Source organism: Roseomonas sp. KE2513, from assembly GCF_016107305.1.
Classification (GTDB): Bacteria; Pseudomonadota; Alphaproteobacteria; order Acetobacterales; family Acetobacteraceae; genus Roseomonas.
This window is the reverse complement of the sequence record NZ_RCVR01000034.1, coordinates 13766-32241: the sequence shown is the minus strand read 5'-3', so window position 1 is coordinate 32241 and position 18476 is coordinate 13766. Positions and strand designations below refer to the sequence as shown.

At 67.9% G+C, this 18476-nt stretch carries 20 protein-coding genes; 10 read left to right on the top strand and 10 right to left on the bottom strand.

The genetic code is table 11. The features are described 5' to 3' along the window. Positions 1 to 12 precede the first annotated feature (12 nt). The 3 genes from D9599_RS23820 to D9599_RS23810 all read right to left on the bottom strand — a co-directional run bounded on the left by D9599_RS23820 (position 13) and on the right by D9599_RS23810 (position 3162). On the bottom strand, positions 13 to 420 hold the full coding sequence (locus D9599_RS23820) for a hypothetical protein (RefSeq protein ID WP_198383794.1): 408 nt from the start codon (positions 418 to 420) through the stop codon (positions 13 to 15). Then, positions 417 to 1499, bottom strand: a complete 1083-nt coding sequence (locus tag D9599_RS23815; protein WP_198383793.1) for an ABC transporter substrate-binding protein — start codon at positions 1497 to 1499, stop codon at positions 417 to 419. The genes D9599_RS23820 and D9599_RS23815 overlap by 4 nt, the downstream gene beginning before the upstream one ends. Positions 1500 to 1854: 355 nt before the next feature. Further along, positions 1855 to 3162 (bottom strand): LLM class flavin-dependent oxidoreductase, encoded by a 1308-nt coding sequence (locus tag D9599_RS23810; protein WP_198383792.1) that lies wholly within the window; start codon positions 3160 to 3162, stop codon positions 1855 to 1857. A 330-nt stretch (positions 3163 to 3492) separates the two neighbouring features. Between D9599_RS23810 and D9599_RS23805 the strand changes: the two genes are divergently transcribed. The 6 genes from D9599_RS23805 to D9599_RS23780 all read left to right on the top strand — a co-directional run bounded on the left by D9599_RS23805 (position 3493) and on the right by D9599_RS23780 (position 8695). Continuing rightward, positions 3493 to 4467: a tripartite tricarboxylate transporter substrate binding protein gene (locus tag D9599_RS23805; RefSeq protein ID WP_198383791.1), complete on the top strand. Its 975-nt coding sequence runs from the start codon at positions 3493 to 3495 to the stop codon at positions 4465 to 4467. Between the two features lie 409 nt (positions 4468 to 4876). Then, complete coding sequence (locus D9599_RS23800; RefSeq protein WP_198383790.1) at positions 4877 to 5884, top strand: ABC transporter substrate-binding protein; 1008 nt, start codon at positions 4877 to 4879, stop codon at positions 5882 to 5884. After that, positions 5884 to 6651, top strand: coding sequence for an ABC transporter ATP-binding protein (locus tag D9599_RS23795; RefSeq protein WP_198383789.1), 768 nt, complete (start codon positions 5884 to 5886; stop codon positions 6649 to 6651). The genes D9599_RS23800 and D9599_RS23795 overlap by 1 nt, the downstream gene beginning before the upstream one ends. Then, positions 6644 to 7489, top strand: a complete 846-nt coding sequence (locus tag D9599_RS23790) for an ABC transporter permease (protein WP_198383788.1) — start codon at positions 6644 to 6646, stop codon at positions 7487 to 7489. Before D9599_RS23795 ends, D9599_RS23790 begins: the two co-directional genes overlap by 8 nt. 11 nt (positions 7490 to 7500) lie before the next feature. After that, on the top strand, positions 7501 to 8370 hold the full coding sequence (locus D9599_RS23785) for a TauD/TfdA family dioxygenase (RefSeq protein ID WP_198383787.1): 870 nt from the start codon (positions 7501 to 7503) through the stop codon (positions 8368 to 8370). Positions 8371 to 8551: 181 nt separating this feature from the next. Beyond that, on the top strand, positions 8552 to 8695 hold the full coding sequence (locus tag D9599_RS23780) for a hypothetical protein (protein ID WP_198383786.1): 144 nt from the start codon (positions 8552 to 8554) through the stop codon (positions 8693 to 8695). A gap of 241 nt (positions 8696 to 8936) precedes the next feature. On the opposite strand, the gene D9599_RS23775 is transcribed toward D9599_RS23780, so the two are convergent. Beyond that, on the bottom strand, positions 8937 to 9800 hold the full coding sequence (locus tag D9599_RS23775) for an ABC transporter substrate-binding protein (protein WP_198383785.1): 864 nt from the start codon (positions 9798 to 9800) through the stop codon (positions 8937 to 8939). Positions 9801 to 9942: 142 nt separating this feature from the next. Between D9599_RS23775 and D9599_RS23770 the strand changes: the two genes are divergently transcribed. The 3 genes from D9599_RS23770 to D9599_RS23760 all read left to right on the top strand — a co-directional run bounded on the left by D9599_RS23770 (position 9943) and on the right by D9599_RS23760 (position 13344). Next, positions 9943 to 10899, top strand: coding sequence for a tripartite tricarboxylate transporter substrate binding protein (locus tag D9599_RS23770; protein WP_198383784.1), 957 nt, complete (start codon positions 9943 to 9945; stop codon positions 10897 to 10899). A gap of 100 nt (positions 10900 to 10999) precedes the next feature. Next, a complete protein-coding gene (locus tag D9599_RS23765; protein ID WP_198383783.1) occupies positions 11000 to 12349 on the top strand; it encodes an LLM class flavin-dependent oxidoreductase in 1350 nt (449 codons plus the stop codon). A 23-nt stretch (positions 12350 to 12372) separates the two neighbouring features. Then, positions 12373 to 13344: a tripartite tricarboxylate transporter substrate binding protein gene (locus D9599_RS23760; protein WP_198383782.1), complete on the top strand. Its 972-nt coding sequence runs from the start codon at positions 12373 to 12375 to the stop codon at positions 13342 to 13344. 246 nt (positions 13345 to 13590) lie between these two features. Here D9599_RS23760 and D9599_RS23755 read toward each other — a convergent pair whose 3' ends face one another. The 5 genes from D9599_RS23755 to D9599_RS23735 form a co-directional block, all read right to left on the bottom strand. Next, on the bottom strand, positions 13591 to 13995 hold the full coding sequence (locus tag D9599_RS23755) for a response regulator (RefSeq protein WP_198383781.1): 405 nt from the start codon (positions 13993 to 13995) through the stop codon (positions 13591 to 13593). A gap of 61 nt (positions 13996 to 14056) precedes the next feature. Further along, entirely contained in the window at positions 14057 to 14383 is a 327-nt protein-coding gene (locus tag D9599_RS23750; protein WP_198383780.1) for a hypothetical protein, read from the bottom strand. A gap of 220 nt (positions 14384 to 14603) precedes the next feature. Then, a complete protein-coding gene (locus D9599_RS23745) occupies positions 14604 to 15083 on the bottom strand; it encodes a hypothetical protein (RefSeq protein ID WP_198383779.1) in 480 nt (159 codons plus the stop codon). A gap of 49 nt (positions 15084 to 15132) precedes the next feature. Beyond that, on the bottom strand, positions 15133 to 15987 hold the full coding sequence (locus tag D9599_RS23740; protein WP_198383778.1) for a ScpA family protein: 855 nt from the start codon (positions 15985 to 15987) through the stop codon (positions 15133 to 15135). Then, on the bottom strand, positions 15980 to 16705 hold the full coding sequence (locus D9599_RS23735) for a hypothetical protein (protein ID WP_198383777.1): 726 nt from the start codon (positions 16703 to 16705) through the stop codon (positions 15980 to 15982). Before D9599_RS23735 ends, D9599_RS23740 begins: the two co-directional genes overlap by 8 nt. Positions 16706 to 16733: 28 nt before the next feature. Here D9599_RS23735 and D9599_RS23730 point away from each other — a divergent pair, with 28 nt between their 5' ends. After that, positions 16734 to 16928, top strand: coding sequence for a hypothetical protein (locus D9599_RS23730; protein WP_198383776.1), 195 nt, complete (start codon positions 16734 to 16736; stop codon positions 16926 to 16928). A gap of 55 nt (positions 16929 to 16983) precedes the next feature. On the opposite strand, the gene D9599_RS32335 is transcribed toward D9599_RS23730, so the two are convergent. Then, positions 16984 to 18015, bottom strand: coding sequence for a tyrosine-type recombinase/integrase (locus D9599_RS32335; RefSeq protein WP_198383775.1), 1032 nt, complete (start codon positions 18013 to 18015; stop codon positions 16984 to 16986). Positions 18016 to 18476 lie beyond the last annotated feature (461 nt).

The following is an 18476-nucleotide window of genomic DNA, read 5'->3' as shown; positions in this document are numbered from 1 at the left end:
CAGCAGAAGCAATTAGTGCAGCACGCTTTCACCGAGCTTGGCATAATCATCAGTGAAGACCTCGAGCAGAGCCTGTGGCGCGACGAAGAAGGGGCGCGGCAGGATGTCCAGCTTCGCGGTTACTAATTCCCAGGCGACGAGGCCCGCGGCAAGGGCGATGAGCCAGGGCCCTGATGGGCGCAGCCGCGCCAGGGGCCCGGGCGCGCCTGCCAGCCCTGCGGCAAGGAACACGAGGCCCAGCACGGCCATGGCACCGCCAAGCAGCTGCGTGCGTCCGTACTCATCTGAATCCGGCCAGCCAAGGACGACGGCCGCCGCCGCCAGCCAACCGAGGCCAGCGAGGGTGCCGCCTCGCCAGACTTGCCAGGGGCGCGCTTCCCGCGCATCCGGGATGAGCCCCGCCTCCACGCTCGCACTCATGAGAGAACATCCGCGAAGACACGCTCGGAGAAGCGCGTCGGGTCGGTGTTCGGGCGCATGACCTGCACCAGCTTCAGCTCCTCGGTGTAGCGCGCGATCTCCCAGCGCAAACCGGCACCCACCGGATGGTGGTGGTGTGTATGAGCACGGATCATTTCCTCGAGGTCTGGGACGGGCGCCCGGGCGTAAGGGGCGAAGATGCGCGCGGCCTCGGCCGGGTTGGCCACCACCCAGTCCTGCGCCTCCAGCAGAGCGGCAGTAAGCGCGCGTGCGGCCGGCCGGTCGCGGCGGATCAGATTGCCTCGAACACCAAGCACGCAGCAGGCGCGGCTCGCCCAGTCCCCGGTGAGGTTGTTCGAGATCTCATGCAGCCTGTCGCGCTTCTGGATCACATAGCCCAATGGGTCGCTGAGCGAGAAGGCCCGCACCTCCCCGCGCTGCAGCGCTGCGCCTAGCAGGTCCGCCGGGAACTGGCGCCAGGTGACGTCCCGCGTCGGGTCGATGCCCTTCTGCGCCAAGAGGATTGAGAAGAAGTTCTTGTCCGGCCCCGCCATGTCCGGCACGCCGATCGTCTGCCCGCGCAGGCTCTCCAACGTGGCAAAGGCGGAGTTCGGCGCCGAGAAGAGGCGGAGGCACCCGCCATGAATCGCGCTGGTGAATTTGACGTCGAAGCCGCTCTCCAGCGGCTTTAGCCACCGCAGCGCCATGCCGACACCGGCATCCGCCTTTCCCGTTGCGATCGCTTCCAACAGCTGATCGGTGGTACCGCCAAAGTTGATCAGCTCCACCTTCAGATTATGCCGCTCGAAGATACCAGTCTGCTCGGCCACGGGAACGCCGACCGTGCACACCGCGTTCGCGTTCCAGGTCAGCTTCAGCTCACGCCGTTCCCCCGGGACCGTGGCAGGTGGCGAACCGGTGCTGGCACGGCAAATGGCGGAGGCGTCGAAGCCAAGGGGAAGCCCGGGTTCGCGTGGGGCGATGCGGGGATAGACTGCCATCCCGCCCAGCGGCAGGGCAGCACCGAACAGGCCAGCGGCGCGCAGGATGGCGCGTCGTCCGGAGCGGGACGTCGTCATGATCAAAACCTTATCAGCTCGGCGAAGTGCAGGGATGTTCTCTGCGCTGGTCCGCCTCAGGTCGGACAGTAAGTGCGCGGGGTACGACAGCATGAACGCGGTCTCTTCCGCGCATCCGTGTGCCGCGAGAGATCATCCTCATGGCATAATGCTAGTTGAACAGTTGCCACGAGGAAACAGAGACGTTTTCCAAAGTTCGTGTGAACTGCAAGAGGGACATCCTCTTGATGCATGTCCCGGTAGTGATGTCATCCCAACGCGGCTGCTCGAAAATTCCTGCACCCCAGGCGTCGCCCATGCACTGCGCACACCGGCGCGAGAAGGAAGCGCGAAAGATCCCGCGGAGGTGACAGAATTATGTGCTGGCTGTCGCTTTCACAAAACGGTTCTCAGGCCGGGCGAGTCCAAGGTGTTCCCGCGGCGTCGTGCCCTCGTAATGCTGGCGAAAAAGGCCGCGCCGACGGAGGATCGGCACAACGAGATCCACGAAATCGTCAAATTGCCCGGGGAAGAAGGGCGGCATGATGTTGAAGCCGTCCGCCGCACCGCCCGTGAACCACTCCTCCAGCGCGTCCGCGACCTGCTCCGGGGTGCCCCAGACAATGCGGTGCCCGCGCGCCCCAGCGACGAGGTAGTAGAGATCGCGCAGCGTTAGCCCCTCGCGCCGCGCGAGGTCGGTAAGCAGCTTCGCGCGAGAGCGGAGCTGGTCGGACTGCGGCAGATCCGGAAGCGGCTCGTCCAGCGGATAACCCGAAACGTCATGTCCTAGCCGGTCCGACAGCAGTGCAAGCGCCGCTGCAGGGTCAATCCAGCCCTGAAGCTGCGCGTAGAGCGCGCGGGCCTCTTCCTCCGTGCGGCCGATGACGGGGCACACGCCCGGCATGATGTGCAGGCTGGAAGGATCTCGCCCATATCGTGCCATGCGTCCCTTCACGCTACGATAGAATTCGCGCCCCTCCTCGAACGTCTGCTGCGCCGTGAAGACCACGTCGGCCGTGCGCGCTGCCAGATCCTGCCCGGGCTCAGAGGAGCCGGCCTGAATGATGACCGGATGCCCCTGCGGCGGGCGGGAGACGTTCAGTGGTCCCTTGACCGAGAAGTACCGACCCGTGTGATTGAGCGTGTGCAGGCGGGCGGGATCGACATAAACGTTCGCGGCCTTGTCCTTCACCACTGCCCCGTCCTCGAAGCTGTCCCAGAGGCCGCGGACGATATCGAGATACTCCTCGGCGATCGCGTAGCGCTCATCATGCGCCGGGTGCTCGCCGCGCGTGAAGTTTGCGGCTGAGCGCGCGTAGGAGGTGGTGACCGCATTCCAAGCCGCGCGCCCGCCGCTGATGTGGTCGAGTGAGGCGAAGACACGCGCGGTGTGGAAGGGCTCGCCATAGGTCGTCGAGGCCGTGGCGGCCAGGCCGATATGGGTCGTGACCATGGCAAGCGCTGAGAGCAACACCAGAGGCTCCAGTCTCGCAACGGTGGAAGGATGCGCGTCCGCACCAGTGGTCAGACCATCCGCCAGGAAGAATAGGTCGAAGGTTCCTCGCTCCGCTGTGCGGGCGACATGGCGGATAAGCTCGAAATTCTCCCCGCCCGCCTGCGCGTCCGGATGCCTCCATCCCGCGACATGGTGCCCGGCCATCTGCGCGAAGAGCCCAAGGCTCATCTGGGACGGGGGGACATTCCCGGACGACCGGTCCGTGCCAGCCACATGATCGTTCGTCAACGCCGTTCGTCCCTGCCAGTGCTTCTTCTGGTGGCGAAGAGCATTCCCGAAGCAGAAGCGTCAAGCGGCGCGCCCGCAGCGCCAAAGATCCGGCCGGCGGCGCTGTACTCGCGCGAGACGTATCGTTTCCTCAGAGTGGCATGGAACCGAATGTCCGTCCTTCCGCGAGCACGATATCTGGGAGGTCATTCCATTTCGGAGGCGCCCCTTCGGAATCATACTGTTTGAGCGGCCAGGACAGGCCTGACCAACGAAGGGGTAAGGATCCGGATGGTCCGATTGGTGCCACCCGTCATGGGCCGACGCGTGTTTTCGGCGGCGCTGGCCGGCCTGGCCGCCGGCCCCGCCCGCGCAGAGGAAGGCTGGCCGCAGCGCCCCCTGCGCGTCGTGATTCCCTGGCCGCCGGGCGGCCAGGTGGACCGCTACGGGCGGCCGCTTGTTGATGCGATGAGTCGGGTTCTCGGTCAGCCCGTGGTCATTGAGAACAAGGGAGGGGCGGGCGGGCTGATCGGCGCTGAGCAGGTGAGCCGCGCCCGACCAGACGGCTACACGCTGCTCCTGGCCAACAACACAGCCGTTGTGGGCAGCGTTGCCAACAACCCAGCCAATGCGCGCTTCGACACGCTCAAGGATCTCGTGCCGATCGGCATCGTCCAGGAGAGTGCTGGCCTCTTCGTCGCACACCGCTCTCTTGGGGTGAAGGATTTCCAGGGCTTCATCGAGGCTGCGCGGCAAAGCCCTCAGCCCCTTCCCTTCGCGTCCTCCGGCGCGGGCGCCGCGGCCTCGATGGCCGCCGAGGCGATACGGCGGCAATACGGCCTGCAGTTCCTTGAGGTAGTGTACCAAGGTGGCGGACCACGCATGGCTGCCGTGCTCTCGGGCGAGGTGAAGTTCACCATGTTCGACATCAACCTGGTGCGCGAGCATCTGCAGACCGGCGCGCTGACGCCACTGATCGGAACAGGTCCGACCCGCTTCGAGGAACTGCCCAACGTTTTGAGCTTTGGTGACATCAGCCTTACTGAATTTGACTTCCGAAACTGGCAGGGCCTCTTCGCCCCGGCGGGCGTCGCACCCTCTGTTCTCACGCGGTTGCGGGAAGCGCTTGCGGAGGCTGTGCAGCCGCCGGACTTCGGGCGCGTGGCCCAGGACGGCGGCAATGCCATCTTCCAGATCGGCGAGGAGGCTGAGGCCCGCATCGTGCAAGGCTTCCGCGACATCCGTGCGCTCCAGTCACGCGGTTGAGCCGTCTCGGGGGGAAATATCTGACCTCTTCCGATGCAACTGCCGAACAGGAAAGAGAGGTTCGGCCATGGCGAACGCTCTGACGAGGCCTGGATGGGCTGCAAGCATCATTGCGCAGCTGGGCAAGGCGGCAGGGGCGCTGTTCCCTTCTCCGGTCGATGGGATCAGCGCGAGTCCCGAGCTTCCCCGGGACTTCCCGGCGGCGAATTCACCGGCGGGGAACCCGCACGGAGCATCCGCGGAGGACCGAGCGGCCGTGCAGGGCCTATTACCCATTCTAGATTGTTGTTCTCCGTCAAGGACGAAAGTTGGAAGCGCATTTCATTGACCGGGACGCAAGCTCCCTCTGAACTGACGCTGTCGTCGCGCCATACCGCCGTTACTCGCCCATTCGCTGGAGACCACGCCCTTGCGACGTCGCCACCTCCTCGCTACCCCGCTCGCCCTTGGCCTTCCCAAGCGTGCCGCGGCCCAGCCAGCCGAGACGCGGCAGATCCGCATCGCCCAGCAGTTCGGCCTCATCTACCTGCCCTTCATCGTGCTGCGGGAGCAGCGCCTGCTTGAGGGGGCCGTGAAGGCCGCCGGGCTGCCGGAGCCGGAGGTGTCCTGGATCCAAGTCAGTGGCGGCGCCGCGATGAATGACGCGCTGCTCTCCGGCGGTCTCGACATCGCGGCCGCCGGGGTGCCGCCCTTCGTCCTCCTCTGGGCTCGCACGCGGTCCAACCTCAGGGTGCGCTCGCTCGGCGCGCTCGGCTCGCAGTCCATCTGGCTGAACACGAACCGCTCCGAGGTGAAGACCATCGCGGACTTCACCGAGCGGGACCGGATCGCCCTTCCGGCCGTGCGCGTCTCCTTCCAGTCCATCGTCCTGCAGATGGCGGCCGAGAAGCTCTTCGGCCCCGGCCAGCACGGGCGGCTGGACCCCATCACGGTCTCCCTTCCGCACCCGGACGCGACCGCCCAGCTCATCGCCGGGCGCACGGAGATCACTGCCCATTTCGGCAATCCACCGTTCCAGCAGCAGCAGCTTCAGCATCCCGGCATCCACAGGGTGCTCGATTCCTTCGACGTGCTGGGCGGCGCGCACAGCGGCAATCTCGCCTATGCCACGGGGCGCTGGCACGACGCCAACCCGCGCACGGCGGCCGCCTTCGTCGCGGCGCTCGACGCGGCGCATCGCTGGATCCGCGAGAACCGCCGCGCCGCCGCCGAGCTCTATGTCCGCGCCGAGCGCTCGCCCCTGGATGCCGGCTTCGTCGATGCCATCCTGGGCGAGGCCGGCATCAGCTTCACGTCGGCGCCCGCGCGCGTGCTGGCCTTCGCCGAGTTCCAGCAGCGCAGCGGCCAGATCCCCGTGAAGCCGGCGAACTGGCAGGAGCTGTTCTTCCCCGCCCTGCACAACCTGGGGGGAAGCTGATGGCGCCTGTCCTGGAGTTTCGCGATCTGACGCTGCGCTACCACACCGAGCGCGGCGCCATGGTCGCCTGCGAGGGGGTGAACCTCTCGCTGAGGGAGGGGGAGCGGCTGATCCTGCTCGGGCCTTCCGGCTGCGGAAAGTCCAGCCTGCTGGCCGCGGCTGGCGGCTTCCTGATGCCGGCCGCGGGCCAGGTGCTGCTGGACGGCGTGCCCGTCCGCGGCCCCGGCCAGGACCGGATGACGGTCTTTCAGGAATTCGACCAGCTCCTGCCCTGGAAGCGCGTGCGCGCCAACGTCGCCTACCCCCTGCGCCTCGCGGGCAGGAGCCGCGCCGAGGCGGAGGGGCGGGCCGAGGTCCTGATCGGCAAGGTCGGGCTGCGTGGCTTTGAGGAGGCCTTTCCTCACACCCTCTCGGGCGGCATGAAGATGCGCGTTGCGATCGCCCGCGCCCTGGCCGCCGCTCCGCGCGTGCTGCTGATGGACGAGCCCTTCGCCGCGCTCGACGCCCTCACCCGCCGCCGCATGCAGGAGGAGTTGCTGCGCCTCTGGGGGGAGCTGCGCTTCACGCTCATCTTCGTCACCCATTCGATCGAGGAGGCGGTGCTGCTCGGCAGCCGCGTGGCCGTGCTCTCCGCGCATCCCGGCCGGCTTCGCGCCGAGCATGCGGTGCCCGCCGGCGCCGACGACGCGGAGCGTGCCCGCCTCGGCGCACTGCTCCGCGGCCAGTTGCTGCCGACCGGCCCGGACGCGGTGCTCGCCGATGCCTGACGGATCGCTCCTCCATCCCCCCGCGCCGCCGCTGCGCACGGCGCCCCGGGCGGCCCGCCCCGGCCCGCTGCTGCAGGACCTAGCGCAGCGCGCCCTGATCCTCGCCCTCCTGGCCCTGGCCTGGGAGGGCTACGGCCGGTGGGTCGACAACGACCTGATCTTCCCGACCTTCACGGGCACCCTCGCGGCCCTGGCGCGCGTCACCGCCTCGGGCGAGTTGCCGGCGCGCGTCCTGGGCTCGCTCCGCGTGCTCGGCATCTCCTATGCCATCGGCCTCGCCGTGGCGGCGCTGCTGGTCGGCCTCGCGGTCGCATCCCGCTTCGGCAGCGCGCTCCTCTCGACCCTGACGGCGATGTTCAACCCGCTTCCGGCCATCGCCCTGCTGCCGCTCGCGCTGCTCTGGTTCGGGCTAGGCACGCCCAGCCTCGTCTTCGTCGTCAGGCATTCCGTACTCTGGGCTGTGGCGCTGAACGCGCATGCAGGGGTGCGCGCCATTCCCCCAACCCTACGCAAGGTCGGCGAGAATCTCGGCCTGCGCGGCCTTCGCCTCGCGGCCTTCATCCTCGCGCCGGCAGCGCTGCCCGCCATCATCTCGGGCCTGCGCATTGGCTGGGCCTTCGCCTGGCGCACGCTGATCGCGGCGGAGCTGGTCTTCGGCGCCACCTCCCGCTCCAGCGGGGTCGGCTGGTTCATCGCGGAGCACCGGAACAACCTCGAGATCCCGGAGGTCTTCGCGGGCCTCCTCGTCGTCGTCGGCATCGGCCTGTTGGTCGAGGGCGTCGTTTTCCGGGGCCTGGAGGCGCGCACCGTGCGCCGCTGGGGCCTGCAGCGCCAATGAGGAAAGCAACGATGGAGATCCGCTCCCTCCACCCCCTTTTCGCCGCCGAGGCGCTCGGGGTGGACCTGTCCCACCCGCTCGATGACGACGCCTTCGGCGCGCTGCGCCGGGCCTTCGAGGCGCATTCGGTGCTCGTGATCCGCGGCCAGGACATCACGCCCGCGCAGCAGGTCGCCTTTAGCCGCCTGGGCGAGCTGGAGATCCATGTGCTGAAGCAGTTCCTGCACCCGGAGGCGCCGGAGATCCTCCTCGTCTCCAACGAGACGCGGGACGGCAAGCCCATCGGGCTCGGCGATGCCGGCCACTACTGGCACTCCGACCTCTCCTACCTGGCCGAGCCGAGCCTCGGCTCCGCCCTCTATGCCCGCGTGCTGCCGCGGGATGGCGGCGACACCCTCTTCGCTTCCATGCATGCGGCCTACGACCGCCTCGATCCCACGCTGCGCGCCCGGATCCACCACCTCGAGGCGGTGCACGACTACGCCTATCGGGGCGACATCCAGGCCGATGCGGGCACCCGCCCGCGCCTGACGCCGGAGCAGCGCGCGAGGGTGCCGCCCGTGGTGCACCCGGTGGTGCGGCTGCACGACGGCACCGGGCGCCCTGCCCTCTTCGTCAACGAGGGCTTCACGCCGCGGATCCTGGGCGTGCCAGAGGAGGAGGGCCGCACCCTCCTGGGGGCGCTGTTCAAGGCATCTCTCGACCCATCGGTGCTGTACCGCCACCGCTGGCGGGTGGGCGACCTCGTGCTCTGGGACAACAGGGCCGTGACGCACCTCGCCACCGGTTGTCCCGCCGATCAGGCGCGGACGCTTCACCGAACGACCATCAAGGGGACCAGACCCATCGGCCCGCGTGCGAATGCCTTGGCGGCTGCCTGAAGTAGGGCAGTCACGGGAGGGGGCGATGAGGGGTGCAACACGTTGTAGCCTCATCGCGCTCCGGAGAATGTTTGCACCGGGGGAGGCCAAAGCCCGGATCCGCGCCGGCTACGCAGCCATCCTGAAGCTGCTGGAAGGAACAATGTCTCGCAGCCAAGCTGCCGGAGAATCTTATCGTTTCATGGACGAGCGCGAGGCCGTCGGATTCCTCCACACGGTAAGCCAGAGGCTGTACGTCGTGGATCGCGTGGCCGACCTCGCGCCGGCGATGGACATGGCGTTGCGCGGGATCTCGGCTGGCTCGACGCAGGGTGCCGACGCCTAAAGGGTCGCGCGACTTGTTCTAAATTGGCAGCGGCAGCGCCGTAGTGCCAAGAACTCCGCACTGACACTGGAGTGGCTCCAACGCGCCCGAGCTTTCTTCCCGCGCATCCGCATCGCCACCACCGGCGCCTTCTAGCCTTCACGGTGCGGCGCTGCCTCAAGGAGTTCCCAATGAGCCGAACCGCCGAAAACGGCCGGGGCAGCGCGAGGCGCCCCGGGCCGGTTGCGTTCGGCCGGTGGCCTCAGACAACGAGTGTGCCGAAGTCGTTCTGCCCGTCGGTCAGCCCCCAGGACTTCATCCAGGAATAGGTCTGGGAGAACCGGGCCGGATCTACGGGACGGGAGGGCGCATAGTGGACGAAGTGGTTGGCGAGCTCCTCCGGCTTCAGCCGATCCCGCACGGGCTGGACAATGTAGTGCTTGTAGCGCGCGAAATCCTGCGTGATGAGCGCCGCTGCGGCATCGACGGCGCGGGTATAGGCCGTCACTGCCTCGGGCGGTAGCTCCGGCGAGATGACCTGCGAGCCGCGATAGAAAATGACACCGATCAGGTGCGCCCCCTCCTTCAGCAGGAGGCTGATATAGGGCTCCATCACCATGGCGACGCGCACCTTGCCGGACTTCAGCGCCTCGTACCGGGCGAGCGGGGATCCGAGGTGCTCTACCACGATCTCGCTTCGCTCAAGCGTGCCTTCGAGCAGCTGCAGTGCCGTGTAATGCGATCCCGTTCGGTCGTTGATCGCGACGGGCACTTTGGCGAGATCGTGCGGCTCGCGGAGCGCTGAATCGAAGGTCACCAGCGCCTGCGCCGCGACCGCCGGACGAAGCGAGGCCACCACGCTGCGGCGCTGTCCCCGCTCGGACCGGTCGAAGCCGGCCCATTCACAGAGATTGTAGGCACTGGCGCTGCCGCTCTCGTAAAGGGCTTCCTTCTGCCGAACGAAGGCGTCAGCGGACGAAATGTTGGCGTCGTAGGTATCGGCGAAGGCGACATCGAGGCCTTCCTTCGCGAACAGACCGTGCTCCAGCGCGACATGGATGGGCAGGTCGAACACCGGGCTGTTCGGCGCAATCCGCAGCGTGGGCCTCGTGATCGTCTCAGACATGGGCGGCTCCTTCTCCACGTCAGAGCCTATGCAGCTAAATCCTTCTTTTCAACGTGGCTCTGCTTAATACACGAAGATTCGAGGTTGATTCACGATTTGCACCACGCAATCCTGCCCAAAGCCGATCTTCAGAGAGTGCGACATGTTCCCGCTCCGACGCCGCTCGATGTTCGCGGCCCTGCCCACCCTGGCCCTTGCCCGCCCCGCGCTCGCGACCTGGCCAGAACAGGCCATCCGCCTGATCACGCCCTTTCCGCCCGGCGCCACCAGCGACAGCGCCGCCCGCGGCATCGCGCAGGTGCTGTCACAAGGATATCAGCGCAGCGTCGTCGTGGATAACCGGCCAGGGGCCGGGGGCGGGATCGGCGCGCAACAGGCGCTCTCCGCCCGGCCGGACGGGTACACGCTTCTGCTGGTCAACAATGCCGTGCTGAGCATGGTGCCGCGCCTGTCGGAGGTAAAGTTCGATCCGACACGCGACTTTGCGCCGGTCGCCTTCCTCGGGGACAGCTACAACCTTCTCGCGATCAGCCCTCACCTGGCCGTCCAGGACTTTGCTGGCTTCGTGCGGCTCGTGCGCGAGCACCCTGGCGAGTTTGTCTACGCCTCGCCCGGTGTCGGCTCCTATGGCCATGTGGCGGGGGCGATGCTGCAGCGGCGGCTCGGGCTCGAGATGCTGCACGCGCCCTTCAATGGCATCGTGCCGGCGATCAACGCCGTGCTCGCGGGGCACGCGCACGCGGTGATGGGGCCCAACACGCTGCCCTTTGCCCAATCGGGCAACCTGCGCGGCATCGCCGTTATCGGATCGCACCGCTGGCCGGACCTGGCGGGGGTTCCGACCCTGCCGGAGCTCGGACTCGCCGACTGGTCGCTGGATTTCTGGTACGCGGTCGTCGCCCCCGCTGGCACGCCGCTCGAGCGGAGGCAGAAGCTGCAGGTGGACTTCGCTGCCGCCATGCGAACCCCGGCCGTTGGACCGCTGTTGGAGCGTGTTGGGCTGCGGCTCGCGGAGCGCTCGCTCGACGAGATCGGCGACACGATCGCTCGCGACTGGAGCACGATGGGCGAGGCGCTGAAGGCTGTCGATCTAGGATAGGCGAGATGGCTAGTAGATCTTGGGCAAGGGTTGCATTCTCCGCCACTCGCACGCGTCGCCGCAGCCAGGGTTTGGCTCGGCCTTCATTCGGATTGCGTCCATGCTCGCTAAGCGCCAAATCAGCCTCGGCCTCTTCCTCTTTGCCAGCGGCCACCATGTCGCCGGTTGGCGTCACCCGACCGCACAGGCGGACGCCACCTTCAATCCAAGCTTCATGGCGGACATGGCGCGGAGGGCCGAGGCCGCGTGCTTCGACATGGTCTTCCTGGCCGACAACAACTGCATTCAGCAGGACGACTGGCTGGCGGTGAGGCGCATGGCGCGGCCTAACATCTTCGAGCCGGTCGCCCTGCTCTCGGCGCTGTCGGTGGTGACGCAGCGCATCGGCCTCGTGGCGACCGGATCGACCACCTACTCCGAGCCGTATCAAATCGCCCGCTCGTTCGGGACACTGGATTACCTCTCCAACGGCCGCGCCGGCTGGAACATCGTCACGACCTCCAACTCGCTCGAGGCCTGGAACTTCGGCCGCGAAAGCCACCCCGCTCATGCGGACCGGTACAAGCGCGCCGCCGAGTTCGTGGAGGTAACCAAGGGTCTTTGGGACAGCTTCGAGGATGACGCTTTTATCCGGAACAAGGAGAGCGGCCTCTACTTCGATGCCTCGAAGCTGCACGTCCTCCACCACAAGGGCGAGCATTTCTCGGTCCGCGGTCCGCTCAATCTCGGGCGCCCGCCGCAAGGCCATCCGGTCCTGGTGCAGGCCGGCGGCTCGGACGCAGGGCGCGACCTCGCGGCCCGCACGGCCGAGGTAATCTTTGCCGTGAACCAGACTCTGCCGGACGCGCAGGCCTTCTACGCCGACGTGAAGGCGCGGGTGGTGGCCCATGGCCGTGACGCCGACTTGGTGAAGGTCATGCCCGGCTTCTTCCCAGTCGTCGGTCGCACCCGTGCTGAGGCGGAGGACCACATGGCGGAGTTGCAGAGCCTACTGCATCCGGATGTCGGTCTCTCGCTCCTCTCATTCCTCACCGGCGGCTTTGACCTTTCCGGCTATGACGTGGACGGCCCGCTGCCCGACCTGCCGGACACGGATGTCGGCAAGGCACGGATAAAGGTGATCGCGGACCTCGCCAGGCGCGAGAACCTCAGCATCCGGCGCCTGTACGAACGGATCGCCGTGTCGCGCGGCCACCACATGATCGTGGGCAGCGCGACCGAGGTCGCCGACCGTATGGAAGAGTGGTTCGTGGGTGGAGCGGCTGATGGCTTCAACGTCATGCCGTCGACCTTTCCCGCCGGCCTGGACGCCTTCACCAGCCTCGTGGTGCCGGAGCTTCAGCGCCGCGGCTTGTTCCGAACCGGCTACACCGGCACCACCCTCCGCGAGCATCTCGGATTGCCCCGCCCTGCCCATGTTGTTCGCGGGCAGGTGGCCCTTCCCGCCTGACGCACCGCTCCAGGATCATCGCCATGACCACCTCCCTCACCCGCCGCGCGGCCTTCGGGTTGCTCGCGGCACCCGCCCTTGCCTCCGTTGGTCGGGCGGCCGGGTGGGCACCGGACCGCCCGGTCAAGATCATCGTTCCCTTCCCGCCAGGTGGCGGGCTGGATCTGGTCGGCCGCGTGCTGGCTGATGCGCTGGCCCCGGAACTCGGCCAACCGGTGGTGGTGGACAACAGGGCCGGCGCTGCGGGCGCGCTCGGCATCGAGCAGGTGTACCAGGCCACGCCGGACGGCCAGACGCTCGGCATCACCAGCTCGGGCAACATCACCATCGGTCCGCTCCTACGCCGAACTCCTTACCAACCGATGGCGCTCACTCATGTGTCACGCCTTACGACCAGCCCGTTGATGCTCGTTGCGCGCAAGGGCCTGCCGGTGCCGGACCTGGACGCCTTTCTCACCTGGATGCGCGCGAGGCCGGACGAGGTGCGCTTCGCCTCCGCCGGCATCGGCTCCAGCACTCATCTGTCGCTGGAGCTTCTGAACATCCGCCTCGGCACGAGGACGATGAACGTACCCTACCGGGGCACCACGCCGATGCTGACCGATCTCGCCGCCGGCACCGTGGATGTGGCCTTCGCCGACGCGACGGGCTGGCCGCTGATCGAGCAAGGCGCACTCCGCTTGCTTGCCATCTCCTCAGGCGAACCCTGGGCTCGCAGCCCTGCGACACCGACGCTAGACAGCAGGGTCGGCGATTTTCGTGTCACCAACTGGTACGGGCTGGTCGCTCCACCGAAGCTTCCTGCGCCGGTTCTGGCCCGGTTTGAGGAAGAGACGGCCAAGGCCTTGGCGCTGCCCAAGGTGCAGCAGGCCTATGCGGCCTCCGGCTTCACGGCCTCGCCGCTGCCCCAGGCGCAGTTCCACCCCTTTCTGGAAAGCGAGATCAAGCTCTGGGAAGGCGTGATCGAGACGGCGAAGATCGAGAAGGAAGGATAGGAGCAAAACAGGATGTCAGCAGCCCTGCTGACCAACGTGCAGAGACTAACCTTCGCTGCTCAGCGTGAGCGTTCTAGAGGTCTTGTGCTGCAATCGTCGCGTTGCAAGCTGGCGCTGGGTACATGAACTTTCCGGACGTTCAGGGAAGGGCAACGAGCACTGTCGTAAGAGCAGGGTGGGGACGGCACCTTCGCACCCTGGCGGACGAGGAGCGGTCAGAAGGTTCCGGCGGCTGACAGGTCGCAGCTAGAAGGTCGTCCGATCACGACCGAGCGTCGGAGGATTACTCGGCCAGACTTTGAGCGCCTCCATTGCTTCAAGCAGCTCCTCGAAGCGAAAGGGCTTGTTCAGCTGCCGCTCCTTTGGCCCCAGCGAGCGGCCGTGCCAGTTGCTGGGCAGGCCCGAGTAATAGATCACCTTGATGTCCGGACGGACGGCCCGGGTCCGCTCGACGACCGCAAACCCGTTCAGCAGCTCACCCAGGTTGATGTCGGTCAGAACAACCTGACACGGCGCTGAGCCTTCGAGGTACTCCAGCGCGGCGGCTGCATGCTCGGCCATCTGTACAGTGTAGCCTGCGTCCTCCAGGGCCTGGACCATCACGTCCAGGACCAGCTCATCGTCGTCGAGGAGGAGGACGTCGCACGTCATTCGGTCACCGTTCCACGCCTACTTGGCTCTCCGCCTGTTCCGCCAGCACAAGCGCTTCAACCTACCGCCGATCATTGGTGAGAAGCCCGAACACGAAGCCGACAGCCCCGGCAATCAGGAGAGCGGGCAGCGGGTGCTGATTGAGAGCGGCGCGGGCTGTTCCCCCTGCTTGGCTGTCCCATACCGCCGCTTGGCCGTGGATCGCGGTGTCCGTCCCATCCGGGGAGATGAAGCCCGTGGCGCCGCCCTTGTGAACAGGGTCCGAGGCGGGAAAGGTGTCCTCAACCCCCTTGTCGACCTTGGCTTCAGAGGTCGCCCCGGCATGCAGATCCGAGACCCAGTGCCCGGTCTCCTCGTCCCGCTTCTGATCCGTCCTGTCCTGGTTCATGGTCCTCGTCTCCAGCATCCATTGCTCTTCTCGGGCACAGGCCCTGAGGGCGCGGCAGCCCATCGAGAGAAAAGCGCCGGACGAAGGAGGAAAGTTCCACCCCTCTCTCAGTCACCCCCCGGCCGAGTGTCAATCGGACGCGCGGCACCGGACCCGGGCCACCGATGGTTGACGCTGAGGATGCGTCGCTCTGCACCCGAGGGCATCTCGTGCAACCTGATCAGACCTGGGCCTGAGGTCTCGGATCCCAGACCGCGACCTTGTCGCGCGGGACGATTTCGACCCCCTTGATGTCCTGCTCGTCAAAGCAGAACTCGGCCAGGGCGTAGGGTGGACCGTTCAACCAGCCAGGTAGCTTGCGCGGGTCCGCGGCGTCCTGGTCCGTGGCCCAGGTCTGACTTTCGCCGAGTGGGCGTGGCTTGATGACCTTATCGATCCGCACGGTAACGAGGGTTCGGGTGCCAACGTCGGTGCACCGCCACAGCGCCGGCCCGGTCGAGAAGGTGGTCCCGATCTGGAACGCCACCCCATCGGCCCTCACCAGCCTCGCCTGTCGTACCTGGGCGGCCGCGGTGAGCGCGATGGAGACCACCTGCCGCAGCGCCTCTCCAGAGAGAGGCACGTCGAGGTTCGGGGTGATGGACAGCCGGGTGGTCGCAGCTTCGACCTCCGCGTCGCTGACGGCGGGATGCGGTTCCACGGCAATCCTCCTGTGAAGCGGGCAACCAGGGCACGCCTGACGATCTCGGTCAGGCTGCGTCCTGAACACCATCATGGCTCATCCCGCATGCGTCGAGGGCGATGGGTCCGAACGGGTCCACTTGCGTGAGCGACAGCTTCCCCTCGCGCGTGAGCTCCAGGCTGGCCAGGAGCGTGCTCGCGAGCGCCGCGCGGAAGCGCAGCAGCCGGTCCGGCGCGGCGGGCGCGATGCTTGGCAAGCAGCGCTCGAAGGGTAAGTGTCGTGGTTGCTGTTCAAGCATGGCGGTGATGCGGAGCATGGCGTCCGGGATGCGCCAGAGGTCGGGCGGCGCGGGTCGGTAGGTCGGGAGCGGCTCCGCTCGCTGTCCTTCCCTGCTCTCCAGCATGGTGAGGGTGGCCTCGAGGAAGGCCACGTACAGCTCCGCTTGGGGCCGTGGCACTGGCGCCTCGCCCTGTCCTCTGGTGAACACTTCTTGCCCAAGCTGCGGCCGGGCCGAGAGCCACGCGGCGCCCGCGCGCATGCGGGCCAGCTCGTCCAGCTGCGCGAGGCGCCGCCTTGCCTCCGCGCCGGCCTCCTCCGCCGCCTTGGGGCTGGCGGGCGCCAGCAGCTGCGCCTTGAGCAGCAGGAGCTGGCTGGCCATGACCAGCCAGTCCGCCCGCCGCTCCAGCCGAGCACCCCCGCCGCTGTTCTCGATGGCGCTCACCAGCTGGTCGGTGAGCGTCAGGATGGAGAGCGGGCCAAGATCCAGCCGCTGCCGCCGGACCATCTCGAGCAGGAAGTCGAGCGGGCCTTCGTAGCCCTCTACCCGAAGGTGCGGGGTGGCCTCACCCCGGCCGGCCTCGTGAGCGCCCCTCCCCTGCCCCTCTCCGCTGGCTTTCTCCTCCAGGCCGAGCGCCTCAGCCACGGCGCGCTCGGGCCCGACTTACCGGGGCGGACTTGTCCTTCTCACCCGCGCTCGCCGCCCCGGCAGCTTCGCCCTGCCCCTCCGTCCCGCCCGGCACGTAGTCCGGCGTGAGCACGAAGAGGAGCTCGGGCCAGTTCCGCCTGAGCCGCACCACCGCCTGCCAGGGCGACCAGTCCGCCGACCAGAAGCCTACCCGCAGCTCCGCCATCTTCTTGCGCCGCCGGTCCAGGGTGGATGACAACTCCACCACGTGCCGGAGCGGACGGGTCACGCCCCAGTGCCGGGCGAGCCAGGCCCGGCTCTCCCCCTCCTCAGGACCAAGCCGAAGGATGGTCGCCGGCACCGGCAGCAGCCGGTGCAGGTCTAAGGGGCAACTCCGGTCCGTGCGCATCCGGGAGAGCGCGCGCTGATGGTTCAGGGCCACTGCGTCCCGCAGCCGTCGCGCCAGGAGCTTGGCGCCCGCGAGGCTGATCGCCGGCGTCCCGTCCTCGGGGGCTGCCATCGGCAGCAGAAACTCCTCCTCCAGGCCGGCGAGGTCCAGCTCCCACGGGATCACGCCCGAGCCCGCGGCCGCGGCCCGGAACCGCGCCACCTCCTCGCTAGGCCCGCTCACCACCAGCTTGTTGCGCAGCCAGTCCGTGTGGGTGCGCTCGGGTCGCCAGGACGGGTCAGGTGAGTCGGGGACGTTGGTGGTGGCCACGGTCTCGTGCCTTGGCATCCTTTGCCGGCGCTCCTAGGACGCGGCCATGCTGACAAAGGCGCTCCACTCCTCGCACGAAGCCCCTGAGACGAAGGAGATCCGCATCAGCCGGGAGGGCTCCGGCCGCAATACCTGGCGCTGGTCGATCTGGAAGGGGTCGACCCTGGTGGCCCGCTCACCCGCGGGCTTTGCGGGCGCCGAGGCCGCGTACGAGGCCGGCCGGCGCGTGCTCAACCGCTGACGCTCCGACCACCGCAAAGAGGCGCGTCCCACACCCTCCCCTCCCGGCCCCGGGCTCAGAGGTCGAGCAGCCGCGCCGGGCTGTCCTGGGTGATCTTGGCTCGGCGGCGGTAGCCTTGCGTGGTGGCGATGCTTCGCTGCCGCGTGTGGTGCATTACCTGCTCGTCGAGTGCCCCCTTCAGGTAGGCCTCCGTGATGAACCCGGCTCTGAGCCCGTGCGGTGAAAGCCGCTCGCTCTCATGCACCACCAGGTTCGCCATCTCCGCCCGCCGCCGGAGGATGCGCCACACCCCTTGCGGGGTCAGCCGGTCCTCCAGCGACCCGCCGGCGCTCACGCGCCGGAACACCGGGCCCCACTGGATCTTGCTTCGCTTGAGCCAGGCCTCCACCGCCCGCACCGGGCAGGAGAGCGGGTTCAGCCCGCGCGGGACGCCGATCGAGGCTCCCTCCCCCTCCTGGTCGCGCTTGGAGCGCGGGATCAGCACCGTCATGCCCTCCGAGGTGAAGCGCAGGTGCTCGCGGTCGATTCCCACCAGCTCCGAGCGCCGCAGCGCGCCGGCGAAGCCCACCAGCAGCAGCGCCCGGTCCCGCAACCCCGCCACGTCCGTCCCGCAGCTGGCCAGCAGGCGCTTGACCTCGGCCGAGGTGAGCGCCGCCGCCGGCCGCGCGGGCTTGCCGTGGGTGGCGAGAATGCCGCGCATGGTGGCGCTGATCGCCGGCTGGCGCGTCTCCCAGAGGTGCCCGGCCTGGCGGTGGTGGTGCGCGATGGCCGCCAGCCGCCGACGCAGTCCGCTGCGGCCCAGCGTCTTGGCGAGGCTAGCCAGGTGGCCGGCAACAACCACCGGCGCTGCCGGCAGGGCTGAGACGCCACCCGCTTCGCACCAGGCGCAGAAGGCGCGCCAGTCGGACACGTAGGCGCGCTTGGTGTTCTCCGACAGCGCCTGCCCCGCATAGCCCGCCGCCCGCGCCACCGCCTCGCCAACCGGCCCGGCCAGGACGGCGAGTGCCTCCGCGGGGAGCGCGCCCGCGGCCAGGCGCACCACGGCCCCGGGGACGACCGCCGCGCTCGACCCGCCGTGTCCGCTCACGCCGCTTCCCTTACAGGCCGACAACCAAAAAGCCCGGTGTTCTCTGCCCTTTCAGCCGCGGTCCCCACCAAAGTCCCCACCCTCTTACTCCGCTCGGGCCAATCCGAAGGGCGCCCCCGCGCCCGTCTTCTGGCCGGCAAAATTGTGCCAGGAGCCACCATCGTGTGGCAACCGCCCCCTCCCAACTCTTCACGCACGATAATAATTTGTTATCGTGCGTAACTTGCCGGAAAATCCCCGTTTTGCTGAGGTTTTATGGCGAGCGACGTAGGAGAGGCCGTCCCCCTGCCCCACCGAACCCGGACTGTACCCGCCCAACGCGCCGAGCGTTCCTAGGTATGACCGCCGAGGCGACGGAGCCTAGCTCAGTGGGGTGGCGAGCCTCCACGCTGACAGGAAGATCCCAGCCGGCCTGCAGCGGCCTCTGGGTGCGTCAAGTCGCCGTCGCGAAGCTGCTTACG

Excerpts from the sequence above, each read along its gene's own strand:
- D9599_RS23810 (WP_198383792.1), bottom strand. The coding sequence starts at position 3,162 with ATGAGCCTTGGGCTCTTCGCGCAGATGGCCGGGCACCATGTCGCGGGA.
- D9599_RS23775 (WP_198383785.1), bottom strand. The coding sequence starts at position 9,800 with ATGTCTGAGACGATCACGAGGCCCACGCTGCGGATTGCGCCGAACAGC.
- D9599_RS23735 (WP_198383777.1), bottom strand. The coding sequence starts at position 16,705 with ATGCCAAGGCACGAGACCGTGGCCACCACCAACGTCCCCGACTCACCT.
- D9599_RS23765 (WP_198383783.1), top strand. The coding sequence starts at position 11,000 with ATGCTCGCTAAGCGCCAAATCAGCCTCGGCCTCTTCCTCTTTGCCAGC.
- D9599_RS23820 (WP_198383794.1), bottom strand. The coding sequence starts at position 420 with ATGAGTGCGAGCGTGGAGGCGGGGCTCATCCCGGATGCGCGGGAAGCG.
- D9599_RS23730 (WP_198383776.1), top strand. The coding sequence starts at position 16,734 with ATGCTGACAAAGGCGCTCCACTCCTCGCACGAAGCCCCTGAGACGAAG.
- D9599_RS23780 (WP_198383786.1), top strand. The coding sequence starts at position 8,552 with ATGGACGAGCGCGAGGCCGTCGGATTCCTCCACACGGTAAGCCAGAGG.
- D9599_RS23805 (WP_198383791.1), top strand. The coding sequence starts at position 3,493 with ATGGTCCGATTGGTGCCACCCGTCATGGGCCGACGCGTGTTTTCGGCG.
- D9599_RS23795 (WP_198383789.1), top strand. The coding sequence starts at position 5,884 with ATGGCGCCTGTCCTGGAGTTTCGCGATCTGACGCTGCGCTACCACACC.
- D9599_RS23790 (WP_198383788.1), top strand. The coding sequence starts at position 6,644 with ATGCCTGACGGATCGCTCCTCCATCCCCCCGCGCCGCCGCTGCGCACG.
- D9599_RS23755 (WP_198383781.1), bottom strand. The coding sequence starts at position 13,995 with ATGACGTGCGACGTCCTCCTCCTCGACGACGATGAGCTGGTCCTGGAC.
- D9599_RS23815 (WP_198383793.1), bottom strand. The coding sequence starts at position 1,499 with ATGACGACGTCCCGCTCCGGACGACGCGCCATCCTGCGCGCCGCTGGC.
- D9599_RS23750 (WP_198383780.1), bottom strand. The coding sequence starts at position 14,383 with ATGAACCAGGACAGGACGGATCAGAAGCGGGACGAGGAGACCGGGCAC.
- D9599_RS23760 (WP_198383782.1), top strand. The coding sequence starts at position 12,373 with ATGACCACCTCCCTCACCCGCCGCGCGGCCTTCGGGTTGCTCGCGGCA.
- D9599_RS23770 (WP_198383784.1), top strand. The coding sequence starts at position 9,943 with ATGTTCCCGCTCCGACGCCGCTCGATGTTCGCGGCCCTGCCCACCCTG.
- D9599_RS23785 (WP_198383787.1), top strand. The coding sequence starts at position 7,501 with ATGGAGATCCGCTCCCTCCACCCCCTTTTCGCCGCCGAGGCGCTCGGG.